Source organism: Burkholderia pulmonis (assembly GCF_984667975.1).
Genome location: NZ_OZ480187.1, coordinates 711,487 through 737,636, shown reverse-complemented (window position 1 = coordinate 737,636; position 26,150 = coordinate 711,487). Strand labels below are relative to the sequence as shown.

Below are 26,150 nucleotides of genomic sequence, written 5' to 3'. Positions count from 1 at the left end.
GGCACGCCTTGTATGGGTCATTCGATGGCGGGTCCGCTCAGCGGCGGCCGCCTGTGAATGAGAATCTATCTCATTCACACCCATGAGCCCGGTCGATTCCTTTAGGCTGCCGGTCAGTTGTTTTAGATCGCCGCGCCTGCCAGTTCCTCGCTGTCGATCGCGTTCGACGATACGCGGATATCGCTCGGCGAAATGCCGTAGCGCTTGCGGAATGCGATCGAAAAATGTGCGGGGCTGTAGCCGACGCGGTACGCGACCGTCGACACGTTCGCGTCCTCCGCGCACAGCATCGCGTGCGCGGTCTGCAGCCGGTATTCCTGCAGGTACGCATACACGCTCGTGCCGAACACCTTGCGGAACCCGGCCGTCAGCTTGCGTGAATTCATCCCGACCCGGCCCGCGAGCGCATCGAGCGTCGGCGGCTGCTGAAGCTCGCGCGTCAGGATGTCGCTCGCCGCGTACACGCGCTCGACGTCCGACGACGTGACGCGCACGTCGGCCGGCGCGGATTGCCGCTGCGTGGCCAGCAACTGTGCGCTCAGCGCGGTCAGCTCGAACGCCTTCGCCTTCAGGTAGTACTCGCGCACCGCGCCCTCGAACGGGCACGTGGCGATCTGCACGGCAAGCGCCTGCAACGCCTTCGACGCCGGGCAACTGACGATGCGCGGATCGCCGCCCGTCGGCGCGAGCATCTTCTCCGGCAGCAGGTTCAGGTTGCGGTCGAGCGCGTCGAGGCCGAGCTGCACGATCGTGTAGCGCAGCGGCACGTCGCGGTCGTAGATCTGGTGCGTCGTGAATTCGCCGTCGTTGGCGATCACGCACAGGCCCGGCCCCTTGATGCACTGCTCGGGCTGGCCGGGCACGCGGCAGCGCAACTGCCCGCTCTGCACGAGGACGAGCTTCAGCCCTTTTTCGAGCGGCTCCTCGTACCAGTCGCGGCTGTCCGAGCACAGCGTGCCGCTCATGAGTTTCATGCCCGCGTCGATGTGCACCACGCCCGGATGGTTGCCGGGCACGAGCACCGGCGGGTGACGTCGTGACGAAGCGAAGGTGGTCGATCTCATCGGAGGTCCGTGGGTTAGGCGGCACGCGCGGACCGGCGCGCGCCGGCGGCAACCGGCCGATTGTCTGGCCGGACCGGGCAGGCGCCGCGCAACGGGCGCCCGATCGAATGAAATTGCCGCGATATCGAAAGAAACGGCGCTATCGCAGCATCCGTTCCAAATGATAATACATCTCATTTACATTTTCTGACAACTTGCCGGAACCCAAGGCCAGCGCATGCAATCCTCCCCTTCCTCCCTGGCGGCGGCCGTGCCGGCCGACGCGCCCGACTGGCCCGACGACTTCGCGCGCCGCTACCGCGACGCCGGCTACTGGCAGGACACGACGTTCTTCGACGCGCTCGACGCGTGTGCGCGGCGCCATCCGGACGCGCTCGCCATCGTCGACGGCGCGTGCCGGCTCGGCTATCGCGAGCTGCTGGACCGCATTCGCCGTCTCGCGGGCGGCCTCGCGCGCCTCGGCCTCGTGCGCGGCGACGCGGTCGTCGTCCACCTGCCCAATGGCGCACGCTTCATCGAGACGTGCTTCGCGCTGTTCCAGCTCGGCGTGCGGCCGGTGCTCGCGCTGCCCGCACATCGCCATTACGAGATCGGCGCGTTCTGCCGCTTCGCCGGCGCCCGTGCGTACCTGTGCGCGTCCCAACTCGGCGACTTCGACTGCCGGCCGCTCGCCGCCGCATTGCAGGCCGACTGCCCAACGCTCGAGCACATCGTGATGGCCGGCGCCGATCATCCGTTCACGTCGTTCGACGCGCTGTACGATGCGCCGCCCGTGCTCGAATGCGCGGCACACGCCGACGACATCGCGTGCTTCCAGCTGTCGGGCGGCACGACCGGCACGCCGAAGCTGATTCCGCGTCGTCATCGCGAATACCTGTACAACGTGCGCGCGTGCAGCGTCGCGAGCGGCTTCGATGCCGATACCGTGTATCTCGCCGCGCTGCCGATGGCGCACAACTTCACGCTGTGCTGCCCCGGCACGATCGGCGCGCTGCTCGCAGGCGGCCGCGTGGTCGCGACCACGCGACCGGAGCCCGACCAGAGCTTCGCGCTGATCGCGCGGGAACGCGTCACGCATACCGCGCTCGTGCCGCCGCTCGCGCTGCTGTGGCTCGACGAACAGCCGCAGCGGCAGGCCGACCTGTCGAGCCTGCGCGTGCTGCAGGTCGGCGGCGCACGGCTGATGGATCACGCGGCGGAACGCGTGACGCCCGTGCTCGGCTGCCGGCTGCAGCAAGTGTTCGGGATGGCCGAAGGGCTCATCTGCTGCACGCGGCTCGACGATGCGCCCGGGCGCATTGCACACACGCAGGGTCGCCCCGTATCGGACGGCGACGAAGTACGCATCGTCGACGACGCCGGCGCACCGGTCGGGCCCGGCGAGATCGGCGAACTGCAGGTACGCGGCCCGTACACGATACGCGGCTACTACCGACTCGCGGAACACGACGCAACGGCGTTCACGGCCGACGGCTTCTACCGCAGCGGCGATCGCGTACGGCGCACCGCGGACGGTGATCTCGTCGTCGAAGGCCGCGACAAGGACCAGATCAACCGCGGCGGCGAAAAGGTATCGGCCGAGGAAGTGGAAAACCTGTTGCTCGCGCACCCGCAGGTGCACGACGCGGCGGTCGTTGCGATGCCAGACGCGATGCTCGGCGAGCGCACGTGCGCATTCGTCGTCGCACGCGCACCGGCGCCGTCCAGGCTGGTGCTGAAACGCTACCTGCGCGACTGCGGGCTGGCGGCCTTCAAGATCCCCGATCGCATCGAGTTCATGCCGCGCTTTCCGGAAACCGGCATCGGCAAGACCAGCAAGAAATCGCTGCGCGACCTGCTGCGCCGCCAGCTGCAGGCGGCGGCCGCATGACCGCACGCCCGTCTGATTCGAACTGGATCCGCGAGTTGCGGCTGTCGCCGTGTGCGCGGGCGCAGCTCGTCTGCTTCCCGCATGCCGGCGGCACGGCCAGCTTCTTCCGTCCCTGGAGCCGCGCGCTGCCGTGGGACGTCGACCTGCTCGCGCTGCAGTATCCGGGCCGCGAGGAGCGCTTCGGCGAGCCGTGCCTGCCATCGATCGAAGCGCTCGCCGGCCCTGCCGCCGACGCGCTGCAACGCTATGCGCACGCCCCGCTCGTGCTGTTCGGGCACAGCCTCGGCGCGGCACTCGCCTACGAAGTCGCGGTGCGGCTCGAAGCGCGCGGCGCGGCGCCGATCTACGTGGCCGTCTCCGCGCTGCCGCCGCCGCATCGCCAGCGCCTGTCGGACCTGCACCTGCAATCCGACGATGCACTCGTCGGCGACGTCGCCCGGCTGTCGGGCGAACATGCCGCGCTGCTCGCCGATCCGGAAATGCGTGCGATCTACCTGCCGATGATCCGCCACGACTACCGCGCGATCGAGACGTATCGACGCGACCGGCCGCCCCGCATCGATGCGCCGCTCGGCGTGATGCTGCCGCTCGCCGATAGCGAGCTCGACGACGACGAAGCGCATGCGTGGCAGGACGTCGCGTCGCGCCCGATCCGTATCGAGACGTTCAACGGCGACCACTTCTACCTGCGACACCAATACCCGGCGGTGATCGCACATCTGGTCGAACGGATCGACCAATCCCTTCGTTACGGAAAGGAGTACACATGAAAACACCGGATGCCTGCACGGGGCTTCCCGACATTCGCGAAGCCATCGATCGTCTGGACGCCGACATCATCGACGCGCTCGGCCTGCGCATGCAGTACGTGAAGGCCGCGTCGCGCTTCAAGCCCGACGAAGCGAGCATCGCCGCACCGGAGCGCGTGGCCGCGATGCTGCCCGACCGGCGCCGCTGGGCCGAACAGGCCGGCCTCGACGCGAACTACGTCGAAACGCTGTTCGCTCAGCTCATCGCGTGGTACATCGCGCAGCAAACGCAATACTGGCGGCAGCAGCGGGGGCTCGCATGAACGCCGGCCTTCCGCTGCTGCACGACACGTTCGCGCACGCGGCCAGCCGCGCCGCCGCCACCGGTACCCCGACGCTCGCATCGGTATCGGTGCCGCTGCGGCCGCTCGACTTCTTCGACCTGATCGCCGCGTGGGACGACGGCGTCACGCCGTGGTTTTTCCACGAAGCTGGCGATGCGGCCGTCACGCTGTTCGGCTGGGACTGCGCGCTCGAACTGCGCGCCACGGGCGACACGCGCTTCGCGCAGATCGATGCGCGCTGGCGCACGCTCGTCCGCGATGCGGTAACGGCCGGCCCGCAGCCACCGCGCCTGGTTGGCGGTTTCCGGTTCGATTTGCATGGCCCGCGCAGCGCGCACTGGGTGCCCTTCCCCGATGCGAGCATGACGCTGGCCCGGCTGCTGATCGTGCGCGAAGGCGAAGCGCACTGGGCCGTGTGCCAGCATGTCGTCGCCGCCCACGACGATCCGGCCGCGCTCGCGCATGCGTGCCTCGCACGCATCGAGTCGCTCGGTGCGCTGGCCCCGGCCGCGGAAGACGATGCGCCGCAACTGCTGCATACGCAGGCGCTGCAGGCGAGCGAATGGCAGCATGAAGTCCGGCGCGCGGTGGACACGATCCACGGCGGCGCATTCGGCAAGGTCGTGCTCGCGCGCGACGTGCTCGAACAGTACGCACGGCCCGTCGCGATCGCGCCGCTGCTGCGCCGGCTCCGGCGGCGCGACGCGCATGCGCACCTGTTCGCGGTCCGTCGTGAAGGCGGGTGTTTCGTCGGTGCCACGCCCGAACGGCTCGCGCGTGTCGCGGCCGGCGATGTGCGCACGCATGCGCTCGCCGGAACGATCCGGCGCGGCGCCACGCCCGACGACGATCGCGCGCTCGGCGCGGCGCTGATGGATTCCGCGAAGGAACGGTCCGAGCACGCACTGGTCGTCGACGCGATCCGTGCCGCGCTGGCGCCGCTGTCGCGTGCGCTCGATGTGCCCGATCAGCCGTCGCTGCACCGGCTGCCGAAGCTCCAGCACCTGAGCACGCCGATCCGCGCGACGCTGAATGCGGACGCAACGCTGCTGCAGGTCATCGCGGCACTGCATCCGACGCCCGCCGTGGCCGGCCACCCGCGCCCGCCCGCGCTCGACCACATCCGCGAGCATGAAGGCTTCGACCGCGGCTGGTATGCAGCACCGATCGGCTGGATCGACGCGCATGGCAACGGTGACTTCATCGTCGCGCTGCGCTCGGCCCTGGTCGCGGGTGGCGCGTGCAGGCTGTTCGCGGGCTGCGGCATCGTCGCCGATTCCGAGCCGGTCAACGAGTATCAGGAAACCGAACTGAAGCTGTCCGGCATGCAGGCGGCGATCCGCGTGCGCGATGCAGCGACGGCGCACGGTCGCGAACGCCTATCGTCGACGGTCGATTGATGCTCGACGCAGCCGCCGCTCCCCTCAGGTGACGGCGGCGCATTCCAGACGTCACGAGGTCATCGTGCCGCGCCGGTCGTCGACGTGCCGCCCGACGACCGCATCAGGCCGGAGCGCACCTGCGGTATTGCCGTCGTCACCGCGCCGGTAACCGCGATCGTGCCCGACGACGATGCGCCAACGGGCTGGACCAGCGCGACGCCGTCCAGCGTATTGCCGTTGACGACGATCTGGCTGGCCGTGCAGCCGCTCGACAGCAACGACACCGCCGTCCCGGCAATCGATGCGAACGTGTTGCCCTCGACCTCGAATTCGCAGACGTTGCCCAAGGCCCGGAATCCCGAGTAGCCCGATCCCGATACGCGGTTGCGCGTGACCTGCACGTACGACACCGTGCCCGACCACGTGTCCAGTTCGAGCGCCGCCTGCTGCGTCGGCTGCAGCCCGTTGTTCACGGTCGAGTTCTGGATGTTGGTCACCACGTTGCTGTCGACCACGACGTTCGACGCGCCATACGTCTTCCAGCTGTCCTCCTGCGCCACCAGGATGCCCGCCGCCTTCTGCACGCCCGAGACCGTATTGTTCGAGATCGTCACGGCCTGGCCCCCGACGACGGAAATGCCGCGCCCCCAGTAATTCCCCGACACGGAGTTGCGATCGATCAGCACGTTGCTGCTCACGCGGCCGTCCGCCAGATAGCTGACGACGGCGATCATGTCGTCGCCGGTATCCGTCACCGTATTGCCCTGCACAAGCACGTTGGTCGACCCGTCGGTCGTATGGATGCCATCGGCCAGCGTGGCGTTCACCGTATTGCCGACGATTGCGACGTTGCTGCCGCCGAACACGAAGATGCCGGCGCTGGCGCCGCCCTGGATCGTCACGCCCAGCACCTGGACGCCCGTGCCCGTCACCTCGACCTTGGTCGAGGCCGGCGTCGTGAGCCGCGTCGTGCCGGTGCCGACCAGCGTCACGCCCACCAGCGTCGAACCGGTGCCGCTCATCACGATCGTCTGGTCGGATGGATTGGTCGCGACAAGCGTGGCGCCGTAGCCCGATACCACGGCACCCGATGTCGCCACCGACAGCGAGTGGCTGACCGTGTAGCGCCCCGGCGCGAGTATCAGCGTCTGTCCGGCCTGCAACGCGTTGAGCGCGGCCTGCAACGCATCGGTCTGGTCGCTGCCGTCGCTTGCCGGCCTGATCGTCACGGCCGCCGGTACGGCAGGTGTCGCCGGTCGCGCCCGCGCACTACGCCACGGTGCCGTGTACTCCGTGAGCGTCGCTGCACAAACATGAATCGGGAAGCTGGCAACGGCGCACGCCCATGCGACAACCCCGGCGCCGACGATACGAAATGACCTGGTCATGATGACCCCCTCGATAGGCATTCGCCCGACGCAGCGCACCATGCGACGGCATCCGGTCGCACGGCGTCGACGGTCGGCCGGCGAGCCGGCGCGATACGTGTCGCACATCAGGGCGTAACGATTGCTTTCGGAAAAGTCGGACAATGTCCGTGCCAGGCCATTGCCCGCTCGTCTGCCGATGCAGGCGGGCCGCTCCCCCAAGAGCGGTCGACGTCGACGGCGCCGGCAGCGTGCGTCCGTCGAGCGACATGTCGAAGCCCGTGCACGAGCGATGTGGAGCGGCCGGCTTCGTGTTCCGTCCTGTACGATCATCTCGCTCGATTGGAAGTCTATTTCGCCGTTGGCGCGCGTAAATCCGACATAAGCCCCGCGACCGTCGTAGGACAGGTCCCGAGCCTGGATCACGGCTACGGCCGAGACGGCGTACGACTCGCCAGGCCGGCACCTGATGCAGGCGCGGCGGCCCATCATCGGATCCGCGACGGACGATTCGGTGTCTGCGTGAAAGGAAGGTAACGGCGGCGCATTCGGCAAGGCCGTGCTTGAGCGCGATGTGTTCGAACGGTACGCACGTGCCGTGGCGAAAGTGAGTGCTTCGTCGGTTCGTCGCGCTGCGCGCTGTGCGAGTCGCGGGTGGCGGCTGTTCGCCGGCTACGGCATCGCCGTCGATTCCTGGCCGGTCAACGCGTATCAGGAAACTGAATTGAACTTGTCCGGCATGCAGGTGGCTATCCGCATGCGCGACGGTGCGTCACGCAAACATGCCGACGAGCCGGAATCGACGCTGCCTGACGGCGACGTGTGCGCGGCCGTATCGCCGCGCACACCCGTCATTGCAACGTCAGGCCGTATGGCGCGGATCGATCACCAGCTGTATCCGTAGCCCGCGCCGTACGTCTTGTTGTTGCCGGATACACCGATCCCCAGCTTCAGGATGCCATTGGTCGTGATATGCGCGCTCGCCCCGAACGCCATGCCCGACTCGCCGGCGAACCTTGCCACGCCAACGGCGACGTTGATCGTCTTGCCCGGCTCGACCTGCGGCATCATCGTGAGTGCCGTTGCCGCAGCGATCCCCTGCCGCGCCATCTGATCGGTCTGCTGCAGTTGCGAACCCAACGAGTTGATCTGCGCCTGCTGGCCCGACAGCGCCGTCGACATCGTCGATTGCACCGCCGTCAACTGGTTCAGGTTGACCGCATCGGTGCCTTGCGTACCTGGCGCGACATTGATGATCTGGCGCTGCTGCGAGTCGTTGCCGACCGAGACGACGTTCGAACGGTTGCTGTTGGTCGAATTCGCACCGAGCGCCACCGAGTTCGAACCCGCAGTGACCGTCGGCAGATCGGTGCCCTTGCCGTTCATGTCGGCGGCAATGCCATTGCTGTTCGCGGCGCGCGTCTGGTTGTTGTTGATCGTCGTCGACAGCGAGTTCAGCGTGTTGTTGATGTTCGTCACGCCGGTCGACAGCGAGGCCACGTTGCTGTTCGTCGTGCTCAGGCCGGTGGACAGCGAACCGATGCCGGTCGAAGTCGACGTCGACAGCGAGTTGACGTTGCTGTTGGTCGCGCTCAGGCCCGTCGACAATGAGTTGATCGCGGTCGACGTCGACGTGGACAGCGACGCGACGTTGCTGTTCGTCGTACTCAAGCCGGTGGACAACGAGTTGATGCCGGTCGACAGCGACGCGACGTTCGACGCGGTGGACGTCGACAGCGTGTTGATCGCGGTGTTCGTCGCATTCAACTGGCTGCCGTTGATTGCGTCCGTGCTGGTGGCCGAAATCTGGCCCGCGGCGACGTTCGTGATCTGGCGTTCCTGACCCGGTGCGCCGACGCTTAACGGGCCGATCGGCGAGCTGCCCGCAAAGAAGTACGTGAAGCCGCCGATCGTGGCGCTCGACGTGGCGACGGCGGGAGCCGTGACCGAGTTCATGCCGATTGCGACGGAGTTCACGACGTTCGCCGTTGCGCCGGAGCCGAAAGCCAGTGCGCCTGCGCCGCTTGCCGTTGCGCCCGCACCGAACGCCTGTGCGTTGGCCGCACTGGCCACCGAGCCGTTGCCGAGTGCGATCGTGTTGTCCGCAGTGGCCTGGTTCGAGCTGCCGAGGGCGAGCGCGCTGGCGCCGTTTGCCGTGTTCGCGTTGCCGAGCGCCACTGCACCGTTGCCGGTAGCCGTGTCGTTCGCACCCATCGCCACCGCGCCGGTACCCGTCGCGATGCTCGGGTCGCCGATTGCCACTGCCCCGTCACCGGACGCCGTGTTGCCGGAGCCGATCGACACGGCCTTGCCGCCCGTTGCCGATGCGTTCTGGCCGATTGCGACCGCGCCTGCCGTCTGCGCGTTCGAGCCGTCGCCGACCGCGACGCTGCTCGCGCCCGCCGCGCTCGCGTTCACACCTGCCGCGAGCGCGTTGGAACCTGTTGCGCCCTTGTTGTCGTAGTTACCCTGCTGAACGCCGTTGTCGTTGACGCTGTAGTAATGCGTCTTGGCGTCGTTGATCGCAGTCGACGTTGACGTTGACAACGACGACACCGAGCTGTTGGTCGTGCTCAGGCCGGTGGACAGCGAGCCGATGCCGGTCGATGTCGAGGTCGACAGTGACAGGATCGTGCTGCTGGTCGAACTCAGGCCCGTTGACAGCGAGTTGATACCGGTTGATGTCGACGTCGACAACGAGGTGATCGAGCTGGCTGCCGATGAAAGCCCGGTCGACGTCGAGGTCGACAGCGACGACACGGCGCTGTTGGTCGTGCTCAAGCCTGTCGACAGCGAGTTGATACCGGTTGATGCCGATGTCGACAACGAAGTGATCGTGCTGTTGGTCGAGCTGAGACCCGTCGACAACGAGCCGATCGAACTGGTGGCGGATGACAAGCCGGTTGACGTCGACGTGGACAGCGAGGTGATCGAGCTGTTGGCCGACGACAAACCGGTTGACGTAGACGTGGACAGCGACGTCACCGAACTATTCGTCGAACTCAACCCTGTCGACAGCGAGCCAATCGAGCTGGTCGCTGACGAAAGGCCTGTCGACGTCGAAGTCGACAGCGACGTGATGGAGCTGTTAGCCGACGACAAGCCCGTCGACGTGGAAGTCGACAATGACGTGATCGAACTGGTGGCTGACGACAGACCCGTCGACGTCGATGTAGACAGCGATGTAATCGAGCTATTAGCCGATGACAAACCGGTCGACGAAGACGTCGACAACGAAGTAACCGAGCTGTTCGTCGAACTCAGTCCCGTCGACAGTGAACCAATCGAGCTGGTGGCTGACGACAGACCCGTCGACGTCGAAGTGGACAGCGACGTGATCGAGCTGTTCGCCGACGACAAGCCGGTCGAACTCGACGTCGAAAGCGACGTCACCGAGCTGTTCGTCGAGCTGAGCCCCGTCGACAGCGAACCAATCGAGCTGGTGGCTGACGACAAGCCAGTCGATGTCGACGTGGACAGCGACGTGATCGAGCTGTTGGCTGACGACAAGCCCGTCGACGTGGAAGTCGACAGCGACGTGATCGAACTGGTGGCTGACGACAGGCCCGTCGACGTCGATGTAGACAGCGATGTGATCGAACTATTGGCTGACGACAAACCGGTCGACGAAGAAGTCGACAGCGAAGTAACCGAGCTGTTCGTCGAACTCAGTCCCGTCGACAGTGAACCAATCGAGCTGGTGGCTGACGACAGACCCGTCGAGGTCGAAGTCGACAACGACGTGATCGAGCTATTCGCTGACGACAAGCCAGTCGATGTCGACGTGGACAGCGACGTGATCGAGCTGCTGGCCGACGATAGACCGGTCGATGTCGACGTCGACAGCGACGTAATCGAGCTGCTCGCTGACGACAGGCCAGTCGATGTTGACGTCGAAAGCGACGTCACCGAGCTATTCGTCGAACTCAACCCTGTCGACAGTGAACCAATCGAACTGGTGGCTGACGAAAGGCCGGTCGAAGTCGACGTCGAGAGCGACGTAATCGAGCTATTCGCTGACGACAAGCCGGTCGACGAAGACGTCGACAAAGATGTCACCGAGCTATTCGTCGAGCTGAGCCCCGTCGACAGCGAACCAATCGAACTGGTGGCGGACGACAGACCCGTCGAGGTCGAAGTCGACAACGAGGTGATCGAGCTATTCGCTGATGAGAGGCCGGTCGAACTCGAAGTTGACAGCGATGTAATCGAGCTGTTGGCCGACGATAGACCGGTCGATGTCGACGTCGACAGCGACGTAATTGAGCTGCTCGCTGACGACAGGCCAGTCGACGTCGACGTTGACAGCGACGTGATCGAGCTGTTCGCCGACGACAAGCCAGTTGAACTCGACGTCGAGAGCGACGTCACCGCGCTGTTCGTCGAACTCAGCCCCGTCGACAACGAACCGATCGAACTGGTAGCGGATGACAGACCAGTCGATGTTGACGTCGAAAGCGACGTCACCGAGCTATTCGTCGAACTCAACCCTGTCGACAGTGAACCAATCGAACTGGTGGCTGACGAAAGACCCGTCGAAGTCGAAGTCGAAAGCGACGTAATCGAGCTATTCGCTGACGACAAGCCGGTTGACGAAGACGTCGACAAAGATGTCACCGAACTATTCGTCGAGCTGAGCCCCGTCGACAGCGAACCAATCGAACTGGTGGCTGACGACAAGCCCGTCGACGTGGAAGTCGACAGCGACGTGATCGAGCTATTAGCCGATGACAAACCGGTCGACGAAGACGTCGACAACGAAGTAACCGAGCTGTTCGTCGAACTGAGCCCCGTCGACAACGAACCAATCGAACTGGTGGCCGACGACAGGCCCGTCGACGTCGATGTAGACAGCGATGTGATCGAACTATTGGCTGACGACAAACCGGTCGACGCAGAAGTCGACAACGAAGTAACCGAGCTGTTCGTCGAACTCAGTCCCGTCGACAGTGAACCAATCGAGCTGGTGGCTGACGACAGACCCGTCGAGGCCGAAGTCGACAACGACGTGATCGAGCTGTTGGCCGACGACAGGCCCGTCGACGTCGACGTTGACAGCGACGTGATCGAGCTGTTCGCCGACGACAAGCCGGTCGAACTCGACGTCGAAAGCGACGTAATCGAGCTGCTCGCTGACGACAGGCCTGTCGAGGTCGAGGTGGAAAGCGACGTGATCGAACTGTTGGCCGAAGACAAGCCTGTCGAACTCGACGTCGAGAGTGACGTCACTGAGCTGTTCGTCGAACTCAGCCCCGTTGACAGTGAACCAATCGAGCTGGTCGCTGATGACAGACCAGTCGATGTTGACGTCGAAAGCGACGCCACCGAGCTATTCGTCGAGCTGAGCCCCGTCGACAGCGAACCAATCGAGCTGGTGGCTGACGACAAGCCAGTCGATGTCGACGTGGACAGCGACGTGATCGAGCTGTTGGCTGACGACAAGCCCGTCGACGTGGAAGTCGACAGCGACGTGATCGAACTGGTGGCTGACGACAGGCCCGTCGACGTCGATGTAGACAGCGATGTGATCGAACTATTGGCTGACGACAAACCGGTCGACGAAGAAGTCGACAACGAAGTAACCGAGCTGTTCGTCGAACTCAGTCCCGTCGACAGTGAACCAATCGAGCTGGTGGCTGACGACAAGCCAGTCGATGTCGACGTGGACAGCGACGTGATCGAGCTGTTGGCCGACGACAGGCTCGTCGACGTCGACGTCGAGAGCGAGGTGATCGAGCTATTCGCCGATGAGAGGCCGGTCGAACTCGAAGTTGACAGCGATGTAATCGAGCTGCTCGCTGACGACAGGCCTGTCGAGGTCGAGGTGGAAAGCGACGTAATCGAACTGTTGGCCGAAGACAGGCCCGTCGAACTCGAAGTTGACAGTGATCCAATCGAGCTATTCGCTGACGATAAGCCAGTCGAGGTCGACGTCGACAGCGACGTGATCGAGCTATTGGCCGATGAGAGGCCGGTCGAGGTCGAAGTCGACAACGACGTGATCGAGCTGTTCGCTGACGACAGGCCCGTCGAGGTCGACGTCGACAGCGACGTGATCGAGCGGTTAGCCGACGACAAGCCGGTCGAACTCGACGTGGAGAGCGACGTCACCGAGCTGTTCGTCGAACTCAGCCCAGTGGACAGTGAACCAATCGAGCTGGTGGCCGATGACAGACCTGTCGAGGTCGAAGTCGACAACGACGTGATCGAGCTATTCGCTGACGACAAGCCCGTCGATGTCGACGTGGACAGCGACGTGATTGAGCTGTTGGCCGACGACAAGCCTGTTGACGTGGATGTCGACAATGACGTGATCGAACTGTTTGCTGACGACAGCCCCGTCGACGTCGAAGTCGACAATGACGTGATCGAGCTGTTGGCCGAAGACAGGCCAGTCGAACTCGAAGTTGACAGCGAGGTAATCGAGCTGTTCGCCGACGACAGACCGGTCGAGCTTGAGGTCGAAAGCGACGTTACCGAACTGTTCGTCGAACTCAGTCCCGTCGACAACGAACCAATCGAGCTGGTGGCTGACGACAGACCAGTCGAGGTCGAAGTCGACAATGACGTGATCGAACTGTTAGCAGAAGACAGGCCCGTCGAACTCGAAGTTGACAGTGATCCAATCGAGCTGGTGGCCGACGACAGACCAGTCGAGGTCGACGTGGACAGCGATATGATCGAGCTATTGGCTGATGAGAGGCCGGTCGAGGTCGACGTCGACAACGACGTGATCGAACTATTTGCCGACGACAAACCGGTTGAACTCGATGTCGAAAGTGACGTCACCGAGCTGTTCGTCGAGCTCAATCCCGTCGACAGTGAACCGATCGAGCTGGTGGCTGACGACAGACCCGTCGATGTCGAAGTCGACAATGACGTGATTGAACTGTTGGCCGAAGACAGGCCAGTCGATGTCGACGTGGACAGCGACGTAATCGAGCTGTTGGCTGATGAGAGGCCGGTCGAGGTCGAAGTCGACAACGACGTGATCGAACTGTTCGCTGACGACAGACCCGTCGAGGTCGACGTGGACAGCGATGTGATCGAGCTATTGGCCGATGAGAGGCCGGTCGAAGTCGATGTGGACAGCGATGTGACCGAGCTATTGGCTGATGAGAGGCCGGTCGAGGTCGAAGTCGACAACGACGTGATCGAACTATTTGCCGACGACAAACCGGTCGAACTCGATGTCGAAAGTGACGTCACCGAGCTGTTCGTCGAGCTCAATCCCGTCGACAGCGAACCGATCGAGCTGGTGGCCGATGACAGGCCGGTCGACGTCGACGTCGACAACGACGTGATCGAACTGTTCGCCGACGACAAGCCGGTCGACGAAGACGTCGACAAAGATGTCACCGAGCTATTCGTCGAGCTGAGCCCCGTCGACAGCGAACCAATCGAGCTCGTGGCTGACGACAAGCCAGTCGACGTCGACGTGGACAGCGACGTGATCGAGCTGTTGGCTGATGAGAGGCCAGTCGAGGTCGAAGTCGACAACGACGTGATCGAGCTGTTCGCTGACGACAGCCCCGTCGAGGTCGACGTCGACAGCGACGTGATCGAGCTATTCGCCGACGACAAGCCGGTCGACGAAGTCGTCGACAAAGACGTCACCGAGCTATTCGTCGAGCTGAGCCCCGTCGACAGCGAACCAATCGAGCTGGTGGTTGACGACAAGCCCGTCGAAGTCGACGTCGACAGCGACGTGATCGAACTGGTGGCTGATGAGAGGCCCGTCGACGCCGATGTAGACAGCGACATGATCGAACTGTTCGCCGACGACAGGCCCGTCGAGGTCGACGTAGAAAGCGATGTGATCGAGCTATTAGCCGACGACAAGCCGGTCGACGAAGACGTCGACAACGAAGTAACTGAACTGTTCGTCGAGCTGAGCCCCGTCGACAGCGAACCAATCGAGCTCGTGGCTGACGACAAGCCAGTCGACGTCGACGTGGACAGCGACGTAATCGAGCTATTGGCTGATGAGAGGCCAGTCGACGTCGAAGTCGACAACGACGTAATCGAGCTGTTGGCCGAAGACAGGCCGGTCGAGGTCGAAGTCGACAATGACGTGATCGAACTGTTGGCCGAAGACAGGCCCGTCGAACTCGAAGTTGACAGTGAGGTAATCGAGCTGTTCGCAGACGACAGACCGGTCGAGCTTGAGGTCGAAAGCGACGTCACCGAGCTGTTCGTCGAACTCAGCCCTGTCGACAACGAACCAATCGAACTGGTAGCCGAGGACAGACCTGTCGAGGTCGAGCTGGACAGCGACGTCACCGAACTGTTCGTCGAACTCAGCCCTGTCGACAGCGAACCGATCGAGCTGGTCGCTGACGACAGCCCCGTCGACGTCGAAGTCGACAACGAACCGATCGAACTATTCGCCGACGACAATCCCGTCGACACCGACGTCGACATGCTCGCGAGCTGGCTCCCGTTCACCGCGTCGGTGCTTGTCGCCGACACCGTTCCCGGAGCGAGATTGGTAATTTTCTGGTTGTTGAGGCTGGCGCCGCCATTCAATGACGTCAGGCCCGATACCTGGAGGGCTCCGACGATGTTGGTGCCGTTCGTGCCGCCGTTGATGTACGCGCCATTCGACAGCACGTAGAAGCCATACGCGTTGGCGGTCGATCCGCCGGCCGTCGTCGTCCCGCCTGTCGACGTCGGCAATCCGCCGATCACACCCGTGCCGTTCGTGCCGCCGACAATCAGGCTGCCGCTGTTCACCATCACGGCGGTTGTGCTGGCGGTGTTGCACGCAGACAATCCACCTGCCTGCCCGACCACCCCGCCGTCGGTAATGCGATAACACCCTGGATCGCCGTTGTCGTTGACGATGAATTGCTGTGCATAAGCCGGGATAGCCAGGCACGATGACGCAAAAATGGATAAACCAATTATTCCGCGCGCATTTAATTCAAGGAGTTTCTCCGGTTCGACAGCGTCTCCGCTTGACCGGGATACGCCACCACGCGATTTCTTTCCCCGAGACTTGACGACCTCTGAAACTGCGACCCACGTGCCGAGCACCTCGCTCCATATGCTTCGATAGCTGCGATTCACTACGACACCCCCGATGAAAGTCGCCGAATTCCGGACGCGCACGGCTATCCAGCTGGTTCTTTAGAATCAGTTCGTACACCGTATTTAATACGGCGAAAGTCTCTTTGAATTCACCGGAATTAATACACAGAAGTTACGAATATTTGTTATTGTTTTTTTGGTTTTAACAATGATTAACAATCGTCTACCTTCATTTTTCCGTTTCGCTGCCGATGTAAACACGCGCGATGGAATCTCGCCAGGCGGGATGAGTGAACTGCACAGGATTCCGATCTGGTGATCCGGCAAATCGCATAGGTACGGCGTCTGCCGCATACGGCATCGCACGCAAACGTTTGCACTTGATTCCGAAGCGATCGATCTCACGCGATGCCGGCCGAACCCCGTGCCATCACAGCAACGGCAATGTATGCCGGATGTGTTCGGCGAACGCCGCCGTCAGATGCGATGGCCGCTTCCGGTCGAACTTCAGCGTAATGCCCACCGCCGGCAACGGCGGCAAGCGCGGATCGCCGTTGACGATCGCGAGGTCGGGCGGCACGGCCGTCTGCGTCATCACCGCGAACGCCTGCCCCGAGCGCACCAGCGCGATCAGCCCCGCGAGGCTGCTGCTCGCATAGGCGACGCGGTAGTCGCGGCCGGCGCGATCCAGCGCGTCGCAAGCCGCGAGGTGATCGAGCGTATCGCGATCGGACAGCGCGAGCGGCAGCGGATCGAAATGTGCGGGTTCCAGCCCCGGATAGCCGATCCAGACCAGTTGCTCGCGGCGAATGATGTCGTCGCTCGCTCCATCGTCCGGCAATGAAATCATCGCGAGATCGACCGCCCGTTTCTCCAGCTGTTCGATCAGCCGCGGCGTCGGTCCGCACACGACTTCGACGATCGCCTGCGGATGCTGGCTCGAAAACTGCCGCAGCAGCGACGGCAGCCAGACCTCCGCGTAATCGTCCGGGCAGCCGAACCGGATCGTGCCCGACAGCCCCGTACCGCACAGGTCGGCCATCGCCTCGTCATGCAGCCGCAGGATGCGCTGCGCATGCACGAGCAGCCGCTCGCCCGGGTGCGTCAGCACCACGCCACGGCCGGTGCGCTGGAACAGCGGCTGGTCGACCGCTTCCTCGAGCCGCTTCATCTGCTGGCTGAGCGCCGATTGCGTGCGGCCGACGCGCGCGGCCGCGCGGCTGAGCGCGCGCACCTCGGCGATCACGACGAACGTGCGCAGCAGGTCGATTTCGAGCGAGCGTCCCAAGGTATTAGCTCCCTTTCTACCTTGCATAAGAACTATTCGTTTCCATCAAACCAGACGCGCGCCTAGACTGCAAGCGCCCCCTGCCCTTTTGCCCGGAGACGCCCGATGTCCCTGAACGACGATGCAACCTTCTGGCGCAACGCCAGGCAGCACCTGGTCCGCTACGGCGGCACGTTCGAGCCGATGATCATCGAGCGCGCGAAAGGCAGCTTCGTCTACGACGCCGACGGCCGCGCGATCCTCGATTTCACGTCGGGCCAGATGAGCGCGGTGCTCGGTCACAGCCATCCGGAAATCGTCTCCGTGATCAGCGAATACGCGGGCAAGCTCGACCACCTGTTCAGCGGAATGCTGTCGCGGCCGGTCGTCGATCTCGCGACGCGCCTCGCCGACGTCACGCCGCCCGGGCTCGACCGCGCGCTGCTGCTCAGCACCGGCGCGGAATCGAACGAAGCGGCGATCCGGATGGCGAAGCTCGTCACCGGCAAGTACGAGATCGTCGGTTTTGCGCAGTCGTGGCACGGGATGACGGGCGCGGCCGCATCGGCCACGTACAGCGCCGGGCGCAAGGGCGTCGGCCCGGCATCCGTCGGCTCGTTCGCGATTCCGGCGCCGTTCACGTACCGGCCGCGCTTCGAGCGCAACGGGGCCTACGACACCCTCGCCGAACTCGACTACGCGTTCGACCTGATCGATCGCCAGTCGAGCGGCAACCTCGCCGCCTTCATCGCGGAGCCGATCCTCAGTTCGGGCGGGATCATCGAGCTGCCGGAAGGCTATATGGCGGCGCTCAAGCGCAAGTGCGAAGAGCGCGGGATGCTGCTGATCCTCGACGAAGCGCAGACGGGCGTCGGCCGCACCGGCACGATGTTCGCGTGCCAGCGCGACGGCGTGACGCCCGACATCCTGACGCTGTCGAAGACGCTCGGCGCCGGGTTGCCGCTCGCGGCCATCGTCACGTCCGCGGCCATCGAGGAACGCGCGCACGAACTCGGTTACCTGTTCTACACGACGCACGTGTCCGACCCGCTGCCGGCTGCGGTCGGCCTGCGTGTGCTGGACGTGGTGCAGCGCGACGGGCTCGTCGCGCGGGCCAACGTGATGGGCGACCGGCTGCGTCGCGGCCTGCTCGACCTGATGGAGCGCTTCGACTGCATCGGCGACGTGCGCGGGCGCGGGCTGCTGCTCGGCGTCGAGATCGTCAAGGATCGCCGGACGAAGGAACCGGCGGACGGGCTCGGCGCGAAGATCACGCGCGAGTGCATGAAGCTCGGGCTCAGCATGAACATCGTGCAGCTGCCCGGCATGGGCGGCGTGTTCCGGATCGCGCCGCCGCTGACCGTCAGCGACGAAGAGATCGACCTCGGCCTGTCGCTGCTGGAGCAGGCGATCACGCGCGCGCTGTAGCGCCCTGCTCCGCATCACGCGATCCGTCGCGCCGGTTCAACCAACCGGCGCGACGAATTTCCGGTTGATCAGCCAGCTTCCGCCGCCCACGCCAGCGCATCGGCACCGGCCGGCATGCGCATCGGGCTCGACGGATCGGTCGCCGCGCGCCACACCGCTTCGGCGACATCCTGCGCATGCGTGATCGGCCCCGACGCATCGAGCATCCGCGCAATCGCTTTCCCGACGAAGTCCGCATACGCTTCATGCTCGAAGCCGTGCATGTTCGCGCGCGCGTTGTCGCCGAAACGCGTGTCGGGCGCGCGGCCCGGCAGCACGAGATGCGCGCGCACGCCGAACGGTGCCAGTTCGACCGCCATCGATTCGGTGAACGCATTGACGGCCGCCTTGCTCGCGCGGTACGCGCTGACCAGCGGCAGCACCTTCAGCGTGACGCTCGACGTGACGTTCACGATCACGCCGGCGCCGCGCGCGCGAAACTGCGGCAACACGGCCTGCGTGAGCGCGATCGTGCCGATCGTGTTGGTCTCGAACAGCGCGCGCACCGTGTCGAGCGGCGTGAGTTCGGCCGGCGCGCCCGCACCGAAGCCTGCGTTGTTGACGAGCACGTCGATCGGGCCGGCCGCGTCGATCGCCGCGCGGATGCTGTCCGCGTTCGTCACGTCGAGCGGCAGCACGCGCAGGTTCGCCGACGGCGGCAGCACGTCCTCGCGCGGCGTGCGCATCGTCGCGACGACCCGCCAGTCGCGGGCCAGGAAATGGCGCGCGATCTCGAGGCCGAAGCCGGAAGAACAGCCGGTGATCAGTACGGTCTTCATGCGAACTCCTGTGGTGTGTGGGGCATGTGTTCGTACGATAGATGGCGGGACCCGTATTCGCTACAATCAAAAATCCGCTTTTCTTTTGCGAGAGTCCGGCGATGATCGACCCGCTGACCGAAGTCGTGACGCTGCTGCAACCGGGCGCGCAGTACTCGAAGTACGTGCGCGGCGCGAGCCCGTGGGCAATCAACCGCACGGTCGCCGGCGAGCCGTTCTACTGCGCGATCCTCGACGGCGGGTGCCGGATCGCGATCGACGGGCACGCGCCGATCGAGCTGCTGCCGGGCGATTTCATGCTGATTCCGGCCGCCTACGGCGTTGCGATGTCCAGCCTCGAACCGCCGGCGCCGGGCGTCGAAACCGCGCCGCCCGTCGCGCTCGACCACGGCGAATACCGGATCGGCGATCCGGCCAACCCCGTCGACACGCGGATGATGGCCGGCAACTGCAGCTTCGGTTCGCCGGACGCAGCGCTGCTGGTGTCGCTGCTGCCGCAGTTCGTGCACGTGCGCGGCGAGCCGCGGCTGACCACGCTCGTGCAACTGGTGCGCGACGAATCGCGTGCCCAGCGGCCCGCCCGCGAGATCGTGCTGGCGCGCCTGCTGGAAGTGCTGCTGATCGAGGCGCTGCGCTTCACGCCCGGCACGCATGCGTCACCCGGCCTCGTGCGCGGGCTCGCCGACAGCCGCCTCGCGGCCGCGATCCGCCGGATGCACGAACGCCCTGCGCATCCGTGGACGATCGTCGAACTGGCGAAGGAAGCCGCACTGTCGCGCTCGACGTTCTTCGAACGCTTCAGCCGCGCGGTCGGTGTCGCGCCGATGGAATACCTGCTCACCTGGCGCATGGCGCTCGCGAAGGACCTGCTCCGCCGCAACGAGGGTCGCATCGCGGAGATCGCCGGGCGTGTCGGCTACAGCTCGGCCAGCACGTTCAGCGTCGCGTTCACCCGCCACGTCGGCCGGCCGCCCGCGCAATATGCGCGTGAAGAGCAGGCCGCGACGAACGAAGCATGAGCCGCGCCCGCCGCCCTCATTCCGCGACCTGCGTACACTACCTGTCACGCAACGACGACGCGCGAGGCACCTGATGACGACAACCGCACCGGACATCGGCACGACCGACCACTGGCTCGTCGCACGGCGCGATGCGGAAACCGGCATCGAAAGCCTGCACGCGCATTTCAACGGCCATGCGTACGACGCACACGATCACGACGACATGCTGGTCGGCTTCACCGAACAGGGCGTGCAGCGCTTCCAGTGCCACCGCTCGCTGCATACGAGCGTGCCGGGCCGCGCGATCCTGATCGAGCCGGGTGCGATGCACGACGGCCACGCGCCCGAAGCGGGCGGCTTCACCTACGGCATGCTGTACCTGCCGCAAGCGTGGGTGGAGCGCGCCGCGCGCCGGCTGGACCTGCCGGGCCTCGGCAGCGTCGAAGCCACGTTCGGCCATACGCTCGTCGACGACCGCGGCCTCGTCGAGGCGATCCAGAACGCCTTCTTCGCGATCCACGACAACGAAGGCCGGCTCGCGCGCGACCAGACGCTCGACCGCCTGCTGACGCGGCTCGGCGGCGAACTGCGCGGCCCGCTCGCGCTGGAGAGCGGCGTCGTGCCGCCCGCGATCGTGCGCGTGCGCGACCTGCTGCACGAACACATGGACGGCAACATCGGCCTCGACGAACTCGCCGGCGCAGCCGGCATCGACCGGTTCCGGCTGACGCGGATGTTCCAGCGCGCATTCGGCACGTCGCCGCATGCGTACCTGGTGCACTTGCGGCTGCGCGCCGCGCGCAGGCTGCTGGCGGCCGGCCGTACGCCCGCCCAGGCGGCCGCGGACGTCGGTTTCGCCGACCAGAGCCACCTGGGCCGCTGGTTCCGCCGCGCGTACCGGATCACGCCGGCCGCCTACCGGCAACTCTGCACAAACGTTCCAGACTGATCGCGCACGCCATCCGATCATGCGACTTCCAACCAGGAGCAAGCATGTTCGATACGAAAGTAGCGCTGATCGTGCGCGACGATCTCGCCGCGTGGCAAAAACTCAACGTCGTCGCGTTTCTCGCGACGGGCGTCGCGGCCGGTGCGCCCGAGGCGCTCGGCGAGCCTTATGAAGATGCGGCCGGCCGCCGCTACGGCCGGATGCTCGGCCAGCCGATGATGGTGTTCGCGGCCGACCTGAACGGGTTGCAGGCCGCGCACCGGCAGGCGCTGTCGCGCGAACTGACGATCGTGCCCTACGTCCGTGCGATGTTCTCGACCGGGCACGATGCGGCCAACCGCGAAGCGTTTCGCGCGGAGGATGCGGAAAATCCCGATCTGGTCGGCCTGGCGTTGCACGGGCCGAAGAAGGCCGTGGACAAGGCGGTGAAGGGGCTGGCGTTGCACACTTGAACGCCGGAGCCGGTTCGATGCGTCAGATCAGCGATGCGCGAGCACGTTCACGAGCTTGCCGAACGGATCGCGCACGTAGAAGCGCCGCACGCCCCACGGCTCGTCGGCCGGGCCGTATTCGACGGGAATGCCGGCCGCCCGGACACGTTCGAGCGCTTCATCGACATCGTCGACCTCGATCGACAGATCGGGCGTCGGCGTACCCGATCCGCCCTGCGATGCGAAGCTGATCTGCACGTCCATCTGCTCGGCGTTGCCGTAGGTCGCGATCCAGCCGTGATCCATCAGCAGGTCGAGACCGAAGATCTGTTGGTAAAAACGCTTTGCGTCGTCGACCGATCGTGTATCGATATTGGCGACGATTCGTTTGACTTTCATCGGATTCCTTCGCGAGTCGGGTTGTCCCGCGAAGCTACACCGGAATGGCCCGCGCAACCAGACCTCAGCGGCCGGCCGCCTCCATCTCCGCCCGCCGCGCCCGCGCGGGCCGCTCGACGTGCTTGCCGGCCAGCCACACGCCGACCGCGACGACGACGATGCCGAGGTAGGTTGTCACCTCGATCCGGTCGCCGAACATCCACGCGGCCCACATCAGCGTCACCGGCGGTTCGAGATAAACGAGGGTCGCCGCGCGCGTGGCAGGCATCCGCTTGAGCAGCGCCCACAACGACAGGTACGCGATGAAGGTGGAAAACACCGTCAGCCATACGACGGACACCCACACGTTCGGCTGTGTCGGCACATGCAGGTTGCCCGTGGCGATCCCGCATATCGCAAACAGCACGAGGCTCACGCATCCCTGCACGAACAGCGGCAGGAACAGCCCGTCCTCGTTGCTGCGCGCGGCCGTCAGCACGCGCCGCCGCTGGTAGATCGTCGCGATCGACAACCCCAGCGCGGACACCAGCGGCAGCAGGTACATGACGATCCCGACCGACCCTGCCGGCAGCGCATATTGCCCGCCGATCACGATGCCCACGCCCACGAAGCCGACGACGAGCCCTGCCCACTGCCGCGCCCCGCTGCGCTCGCTGCCTTCGAGCGACGTCATCGCGGCCGTGATGAGCGGCTGCAATGCCGCCACGATCGCGGCGATACCCGGCGGCAGGCCGTGCTGAATCGCGATGTATACGCAGGTCAGATAGAGGAACTGCGACAGGAAGCCGATCACCGCGTGATAGCGGATTTTTTCGAGCGTCAGGCGACCGAGCTGCCGGTTGAGGACGATCGCGAGGCACAGCGTGACGAGCAGGAACCGCCAGAACAGCAGGTTGAACGCGCCGGCAGTCTCCGCGCCGAGCTTCGCGCCGATGAAACCGGAACTCCACGACAACACGAATACGAGCTGAAGCAGGAATAGCTGCATGGGGCAACGGCTCTCAGAAAGTGGCCGGGGACAGGCGCTGGTCGTCCAGATCCTCGGGCCGGATCGGTTCGAGCCCCAGGCGGTGGTACTGCAGTTCGGCGTCGTCCCTCAGCGCGCGCTGCAGCGCCAGCCAGTTGACGATCGTGCGCGGAATGCCGTCGTCCGACGCGAGATGCCAGAACCCGTTGTCGTCCTCGCGCGTGTACGGGCAATGAAACGACAGCACCAGCGACATGCGGCGCCCGGCCACGACCGGCTCGACGCCATGAAACAGCTTGCTGCCGTAGATGAGCAGCGCGTCGCCCGCGCGGGACAGATCCGCCGACTTCACATGCCGGCGTTCCCGATCATGGCGATCGAACGTCTCGGCGGTCGATTCGTAGAACAGAAAGTTGCCGCCCTCGTAATCGGCACGATCCGACAGCACGATGTTCAGCACGAAGCTGGTGCCGTCGGTGTGCCACATGCCCAACTGCTCCTTGCCGTCGTCGCCGTGGTCCGTCGGATAGTAGTAGTTGAACTGCGACCGCGCATTGACCATCGGATACGGGATCAGCGGCGCACCGGCGAGACGCGACACCCTCATCAGGAAGGCACGGTCGTGCATCATGTCGTCGATGAACCGCGACCGGTTCGTCACCGCGCGCACGCGCTTCGAAATGATCCAGTTGCTGCTCGACGCGCTGCGCTCCAGCGCGCGGCCGATCTCGCGCAACGCACCGACCGCTTCGTCGGTGAACAACCCGCGCAGATGGCACACCGCGTTCAGCGAATTCGAGCGCGTGCCGCGCATCGGGACATCGTGGTAGCCGAGATCATCGAGATTGCGGCGATATCGCACCTCGTAGCCATCGCGCAGGCACGCGCTCGTCCAGCGCATCGGCTCCTTCGACGCTTCCATCTCGCCTTCGACATTCACGCCGGCGGCCAGCGACGTCTGCAACGCAAGCCTGACCCGATCGAACCCTCGCGCAAACACCGGCAATGCATTTCCCTTGTTCATCGCGCGCCTCGCTGTCGACGTTTCGGCATTCAACCCTTGAACTGCGCAATCTGGTACACGACGCTGCCATCCCCGCTGCGCAGCTCGTCGATCACGCGGCAATTGCCGTGGCTCAGGCGGACGTGGCGGAATTGCTCCGGCGTGTATTTCAGGCAGACGTTGGTGATCAGGTGCCCGTCGGCCCCCGCTTTCGACACCGGTTGCAGCGTGACCGCCACATGGAACTGGTCGCCGAGCAGATTGAGCCGGACGATCGATACATGATGTTCGCCGAGCGGCTCGAAGCCCTGCTGCCGGCTGACGATTTCGGAGAACCGCACCATGTTCTCGTTCTTGTAGAAGTTGTAGATGGGCTCTTCGCGCCCCTCCACGAGCAACTGCATCTCCGACACCACGTAGGTCGATTTCCCGCCGAGATTGCGGATGAGCCGGCCGATCGTCACCGGCAATTCGTTGCCTTCCTGGAACCCGAGCATCGTGATGAACGTCACGTCCTGCCCCAGGTCGATATGGTTCCACTGCACGTTCCGGTAATCGTCGGCGATGTAGTTGAAACAGCCGGGCGTTTTCAGGAACGGCATGATCGCGTGCCGCATCGCGTCTTCCGACGACTCGTTGATGTCGACGGCCGTGTAACGCAGATGGTCCGGCCCGCCGCCGCTGACGGCCTTCATCAGCTCGGTGGTCTTCACCGGTTCGGGGCCGAGCTCGATGTAGTGGACATCGCGGCCGCGCGACAACGTCGCGAGCCGCTCGCTCAGCGCGCCGATCGCTTCGCGCAACGAGCCGTTGCCGTCGCGATCCGCGCACAGCGCCGGGCTTCGTACGCCCAGCTCGTTCAGGTTTCGCATCAGCGCAAAGACCTCGCGCCCCGCTTCCCTCCGCCGCGCGTCATCGTCAGTGCGCTTCAGCGTCGAATACTTCTCGTGATTCTCGACCGTCCATACCGACTCCGCCTTCAGCTTCCTGTCCCGCACCAATGCATCTACGACAAAATCATTGATCGACATGAATCGTTCCCCGGATGCGTGCTACGCCCGACCGGCTGCCTGCCGTTGTCTGCCTGTTGACCCGAGAATATGGGATGCTCAATAATTCCGTCAATCGACATTACCTGAATTACTGATTCGGAAAAACAAAATCATGCCGCGCACCCTGGACGTCGACCTGCTGCGAACCTTCCACGCCGTCGCGAAGCTCGGCCGCTTCAAGGATGCGGCTGCCCATGTGAACCGCAGTCCATCGTCGGTCACCGCTCAAATCCAGAAGCTGGAGGAGATGGTCGCGCAGCGCCTGTTCACGCGAAACAACCAGGCCGTCGAACTCACGCAGTACGGCCACAAGCTGCTGAGCGACACCACCGAGTTCCTGCTGAGCCACGACCGGCTCGTCGAATCGCTGTCGCCGCAGATGCTGACCGGCAAGCTGCGGCTCGGCATCCCCGATTCCTACGCGGCGCACTTCATGGCGGAATTCCTGCCGCGCTTCGCCGCCGACCGGCCGCTGCTGGAACTGACCGTCGAAGCGCGCTCCAGCGAGGAACTGCAGTTGCTGTTCGCGCGCGGCCAGCTCGACATCACGATCGCCGTCGTGCCGAAAGCGCCGCCGCACGCCGAACTGCTCAGCAAGACCCATCCGGTGTGGGTCGCCGCGCGCACGTTCAAGTTCAACCCGGATGCGCCGCTGCCGATCGCGGTGCAACTGCAGGGCTGCCCGTACCGCGACACCGCGCTGAACGCGCTGAAGAAGGCGAAGATCGCACACCGGATGCTGCTCGAAAGCGCCAGCTCGCCGGCGGTCGAAGCCTGCATCGCGAACGGCCTCGCGGTCGGCCTGATCGAGCACGATCGCGTGTCGGGCAACCTGACGAGCCACGTCGCCGGGATCGTGCTGCCCGACCTGCCGCCGCACCTGATCACGATCCTGACGGACGACAGCAATCGCGCCGCGCTGCATCTGCGCGACGTTCTGAAAAGCACGTTCAGGATCGGCTAGGGAAGACGAGGCCGGGAGACGGCCTCGTGCGAGAAAGCGGACCAGCCAGCAAAACGCCGCCG

20 protein-coding genes are annotated in these 26,150 nt (G+C 64.9%); 11 read left to right on the top strand and 9 right to left on the bottom strand.

The window, feature by feature from the left end:
* Positions 1–122: 122 nt before the first annotated feature.
* Entirely contained in the window at positions 123–1,064 is a 942-nt protein-coding gene (locus AC5LXK_RS20060) for a helix-turn-helix transcriptional regulator (protein WP_493393203.1), read from the bottom strand.
* Positions 1,065–1,281: 217 nt separating this feature from the next.
* On the opposite strand from AC5LXK_RS20060, the gene AC5LXK_RS20055 reads away from it, so the two are divergent.
* Genes AC5LXK_RS20055 through AC5LXK_RS20040 form a run of 4 tightly spaced genes read left to right on the top strand, consistent with a single transcriptional unit; the run spans position 1,282 to position 5,427 of the window.
* On the top strand, positions 1,282–2,934 hold the full coding sequence (locus AC5LXK_RS20055; RefSeq protein ID WP_493393202.1) for a (2,3-dihydroxybenzoyl)adenylate synthase: 1,653 nt from the start codon (positions 1,282–1,284) through the stop codon (positions 2,932–2,934).
* Complete coding sequence (locus AC5LXK_RS20050) at positions 2,931–3,704, top strand: thioesterase II family protein (RefSeq protein WP_493393201.1); 774 nt, start codon at positions 2,931–2,933, stop codon at positions 3,702–3,704. The genes AC5LXK_RS20055 and AC5LXK_RS20050 overlap by 4 nt, the downstream gene beginning before the upstream one ends.
* Positions 3,701–4,006, top strand: coding sequence for an isochorismate lyase (locus AC5LXK_RS20045; RefSeq protein ID WP_493393200.1), 306 nt, complete (start codon positions 3,701–3,703; stop codon positions 4,004–4,006). The genes AC5LXK_RS20050 and AC5LXK_RS20045 overlap by 4 nt, the downstream gene beginning before the upstream one ends.
* Positions 4,003–5,427: an isochorismate synthase gene (locus tag AC5LXK_RS20040; protein ID WP_493393199.1), complete on the top strand. Its 1,425-nt coding sequence runs from the start codon at positions 4,003–4,005 to the stop codon at positions 5,425–5,427. Before AC5LXK_RS20045 ends, AC5LXK_RS20040 begins: the two co-directional genes overlap by 4 nt.
* Positions 5,428–5,486: 59 nt before the next feature.
* On the opposite strand, the gene AC5LXK_RS20035 is transcribed toward AC5LXK_RS20040, so the two are convergent.
* Positions 5,487–6,797, bottom strand: a complete 1,311-nt coding sequence (locus AC5LXK_RS20035) for a right-handed parallel beta-helix repeat-containing protein (protein ID WP_493393198.1) — start codon at positions 6,795–6,797, stop codon at positions 5,487–5,489.
* A 538-nt stretch (positions 6,798–7,335) separates the two neighbouring features.
* Here AC5LXK_RS20035 and AC5LXK_RS20030 point away from each other — a divergent pair.
* Positions 7,336–7,680, top strand: coding sequence for a hypothetical protein (locus tag AC5LXK_RS20030; RefSeq protein WP_493393197.1), 345 nt, complete (start codon positions 7,336–7,338; stop codon positions 7,678–7,680).
* On the opposite strand, the gene AC5LXK_RS20025 is transcribed toward AC5LXK_RS20030, so the two are convergent.
* On the bottom strand, positions 7,662–15,224 hold the full coding sequence (locus tag AC5LXK_RS20025; RefSeq protein WP_493394022.1) for a YadA-like family protein: 7,563 nt from the start codon (positions 15,222–15,224) through the stop codon (positions 7,662–7,664). The genes AC5LXK_RS20030 and AC5LXK_RS20025 overlap by 19 nt on opposite strands.
* A 181-nt stretch (positions 15,225–15,405) precedes the next feature.
* Between AC5LXK_RS20025 and AC5LXK_RS20020 the strand changes: the two genes are divergently transcribed.
* Positions 15,406–15,594: a hypothetical protein gene (locus AC5LXK_RS20020; RefSeq protein ID WP_493393196.1), complete on the top strand. Its 189-nt coding sequence runs from the start codon at positions 15,406–15,408 to the stop codon at positions 15,592–15,594.
* Between the two features lie 645 nt (positions 15,595–16,239).
* On the opposite strand, the gene AC5LXK_RS20015 is transcribed toward AC5LXK_RS20020, so the two are convergent.
* On the bottom strand, positions 16,240–17,124 hold the full coding sequence (locus AC5LXK_RS20015) for a LysR family transcriptional regulator (protein ID WP_493393195.1): 885 nt from the start codon (positions 17,122–17,124) through the stop codon (positions 16,240–16,242).
* A gap of 78 nt (positions 17,125–17,202) precedes the next feature.
* On the opposite strand from AC5LXK_RS20015, the gene AC5LXK_RS20010 reads away from it, so the two are divergent.
* Positions 17,203–18,504 (top strand): aspartate aminotransferase family protein, encoded by a 1,302-nt coding sequence (locus AC5LXK_RS20010; RefSeq protein ID WP_493393194.1) that lies wholly within the window; start codon positions 17,203–17,205, stop codon positions 18,502–18,504.
* Between the two features lie 68 nt (positions 18,505–18,572).
* Here AC5LXK_RS20010 and AC5LXK_RS20005 read toward each other — a convergent pair whose 3' ends face one another.
* Positions 18,573–19,322, bottom strand: a complete 750-nt coding sequence (locus AC5LXK_RS20005) for an SDR family oxidoreductase (protein ID WP_493393193.1) — start codon at positions 19,320–19,322, stop codon at positions 18,573–18,575.
* A gap of 41 nt (positions 19,323–19,363) precedes the next feature.
* On the opposite strand from AC5LXK_RS20005, the gene AC5LXK_RS20000 reads away from it, so the two are divergent.
* The 3 genes from AC5LXK_RS20000 to AC5LXK_RS19990 all read left to right on the top strand — a co-directional run bounded on the left by AC5LXK_RS20000 (position 19,364) and on the right by AC5LXK_RS19990 (position 21,724).
* Positions 19,364–20,341 (top strand): cupin domain-containing protein, encoded by a 978-nt coding sequence (locus AC5LXK_RS20000; protein ID WP_493393192.1) that lies wholly within the window; start codon positions 19,364–19,366, stop codon positions 20,339–20,341.
* Between the two features lie 73 nt (positions 20,342–20,414).
* Entirely contained in the window at positions 20,415–21,272 is an 858-nt protein-coding gene (locus AC5LXK_RS19995) for an AraC family transcriptional regulator (protein ID WP_493393191.1), read from the top strand.
* Positions 21,273–21,316: 44 nt separating this feature from the next.
* A complete protein-coding gene (locus AC5LXK_RS19990) occupies positions 21,317–21,724 on the top strand; it encodes a DUF2000 family protein (protein WP_493393190.1) in 408 nt (135 codons plus the stop codon).
* A gap of 27 nt (positions 21,725–21,751) precedes the next feature.
* Here AC5LXK_RS19990 and AC5LXK_RS19985 read toward each other — a convergent pair whose 3' ends face one another.
* From AC5LXK_RS19985 to AC5LXK_RS19970, 4 genes are all read right to left on the bottom strand, one after another.
* Positions 21,752–22,102 (bottom strand): VOC family protein, encoded by a 351-nt coding sequence (locus AC5LXK_RS19985; RefSeq protein WP_493393189.1) that lies wholly within the window; start codon positions 22,100–22,102, stop codon positions 21,752–21,754.
* Positions 22,103–22,166: 64 nt separating this feature from the next.
* Entirely contained in the window at positions 22,167–23,090 is a 924-nt protein-coding gene (locus AC5LXK_RS19980; protein WP_493393188.1) for a DMT family transporter, read from the bottom strand.
* A 13-nt stretch (positions 23,091–23,103) separates the two neighbouring features.
* Positions 23,104–24,093 (bottom strand): 2OG-Fe(II) oxygenase, encoded by a 990-nt coding sequence (locus tag AC5LXK_RS19975; protein ID WP_493393187.1) that lies wholly within the window; start codon positions 24,091–24,093, stop codon positions 23,104–23,106.
* A 29-nt stretch (positions 24,094–24,122) separates the two neighbouring features.
* A complete protein-coding gene (locus tag AC5LXK_RS19970; RefSeq protein ID WP_493393186.1) occupies positions 24,123–25,103 on the bottom strand; it encodes a hypothetical protein in 981 nt (326 codons plus the stop codon).
* Positions 25,104–25,236: 133 nt separating this feature from the next.
* Here AC5LXK_RS19970 and AC5LXK_RS19965 point away from each other — a divergent pair, with 133 nt between their 5' ends.
* Positions 25,237–26,088 (top strand): LysR substrate-binding domain-containing protein, encoded by an 852-nt coding sequence (locus tag AC5LXK_RS19965; protein WP_493393185.1) that lies wholly within the window; start codon positions 25,237–25,239, stop codon positions 26,086–26,088.
* Positions 26,089–26,150 lie beyond the last annotated feature (62 nt).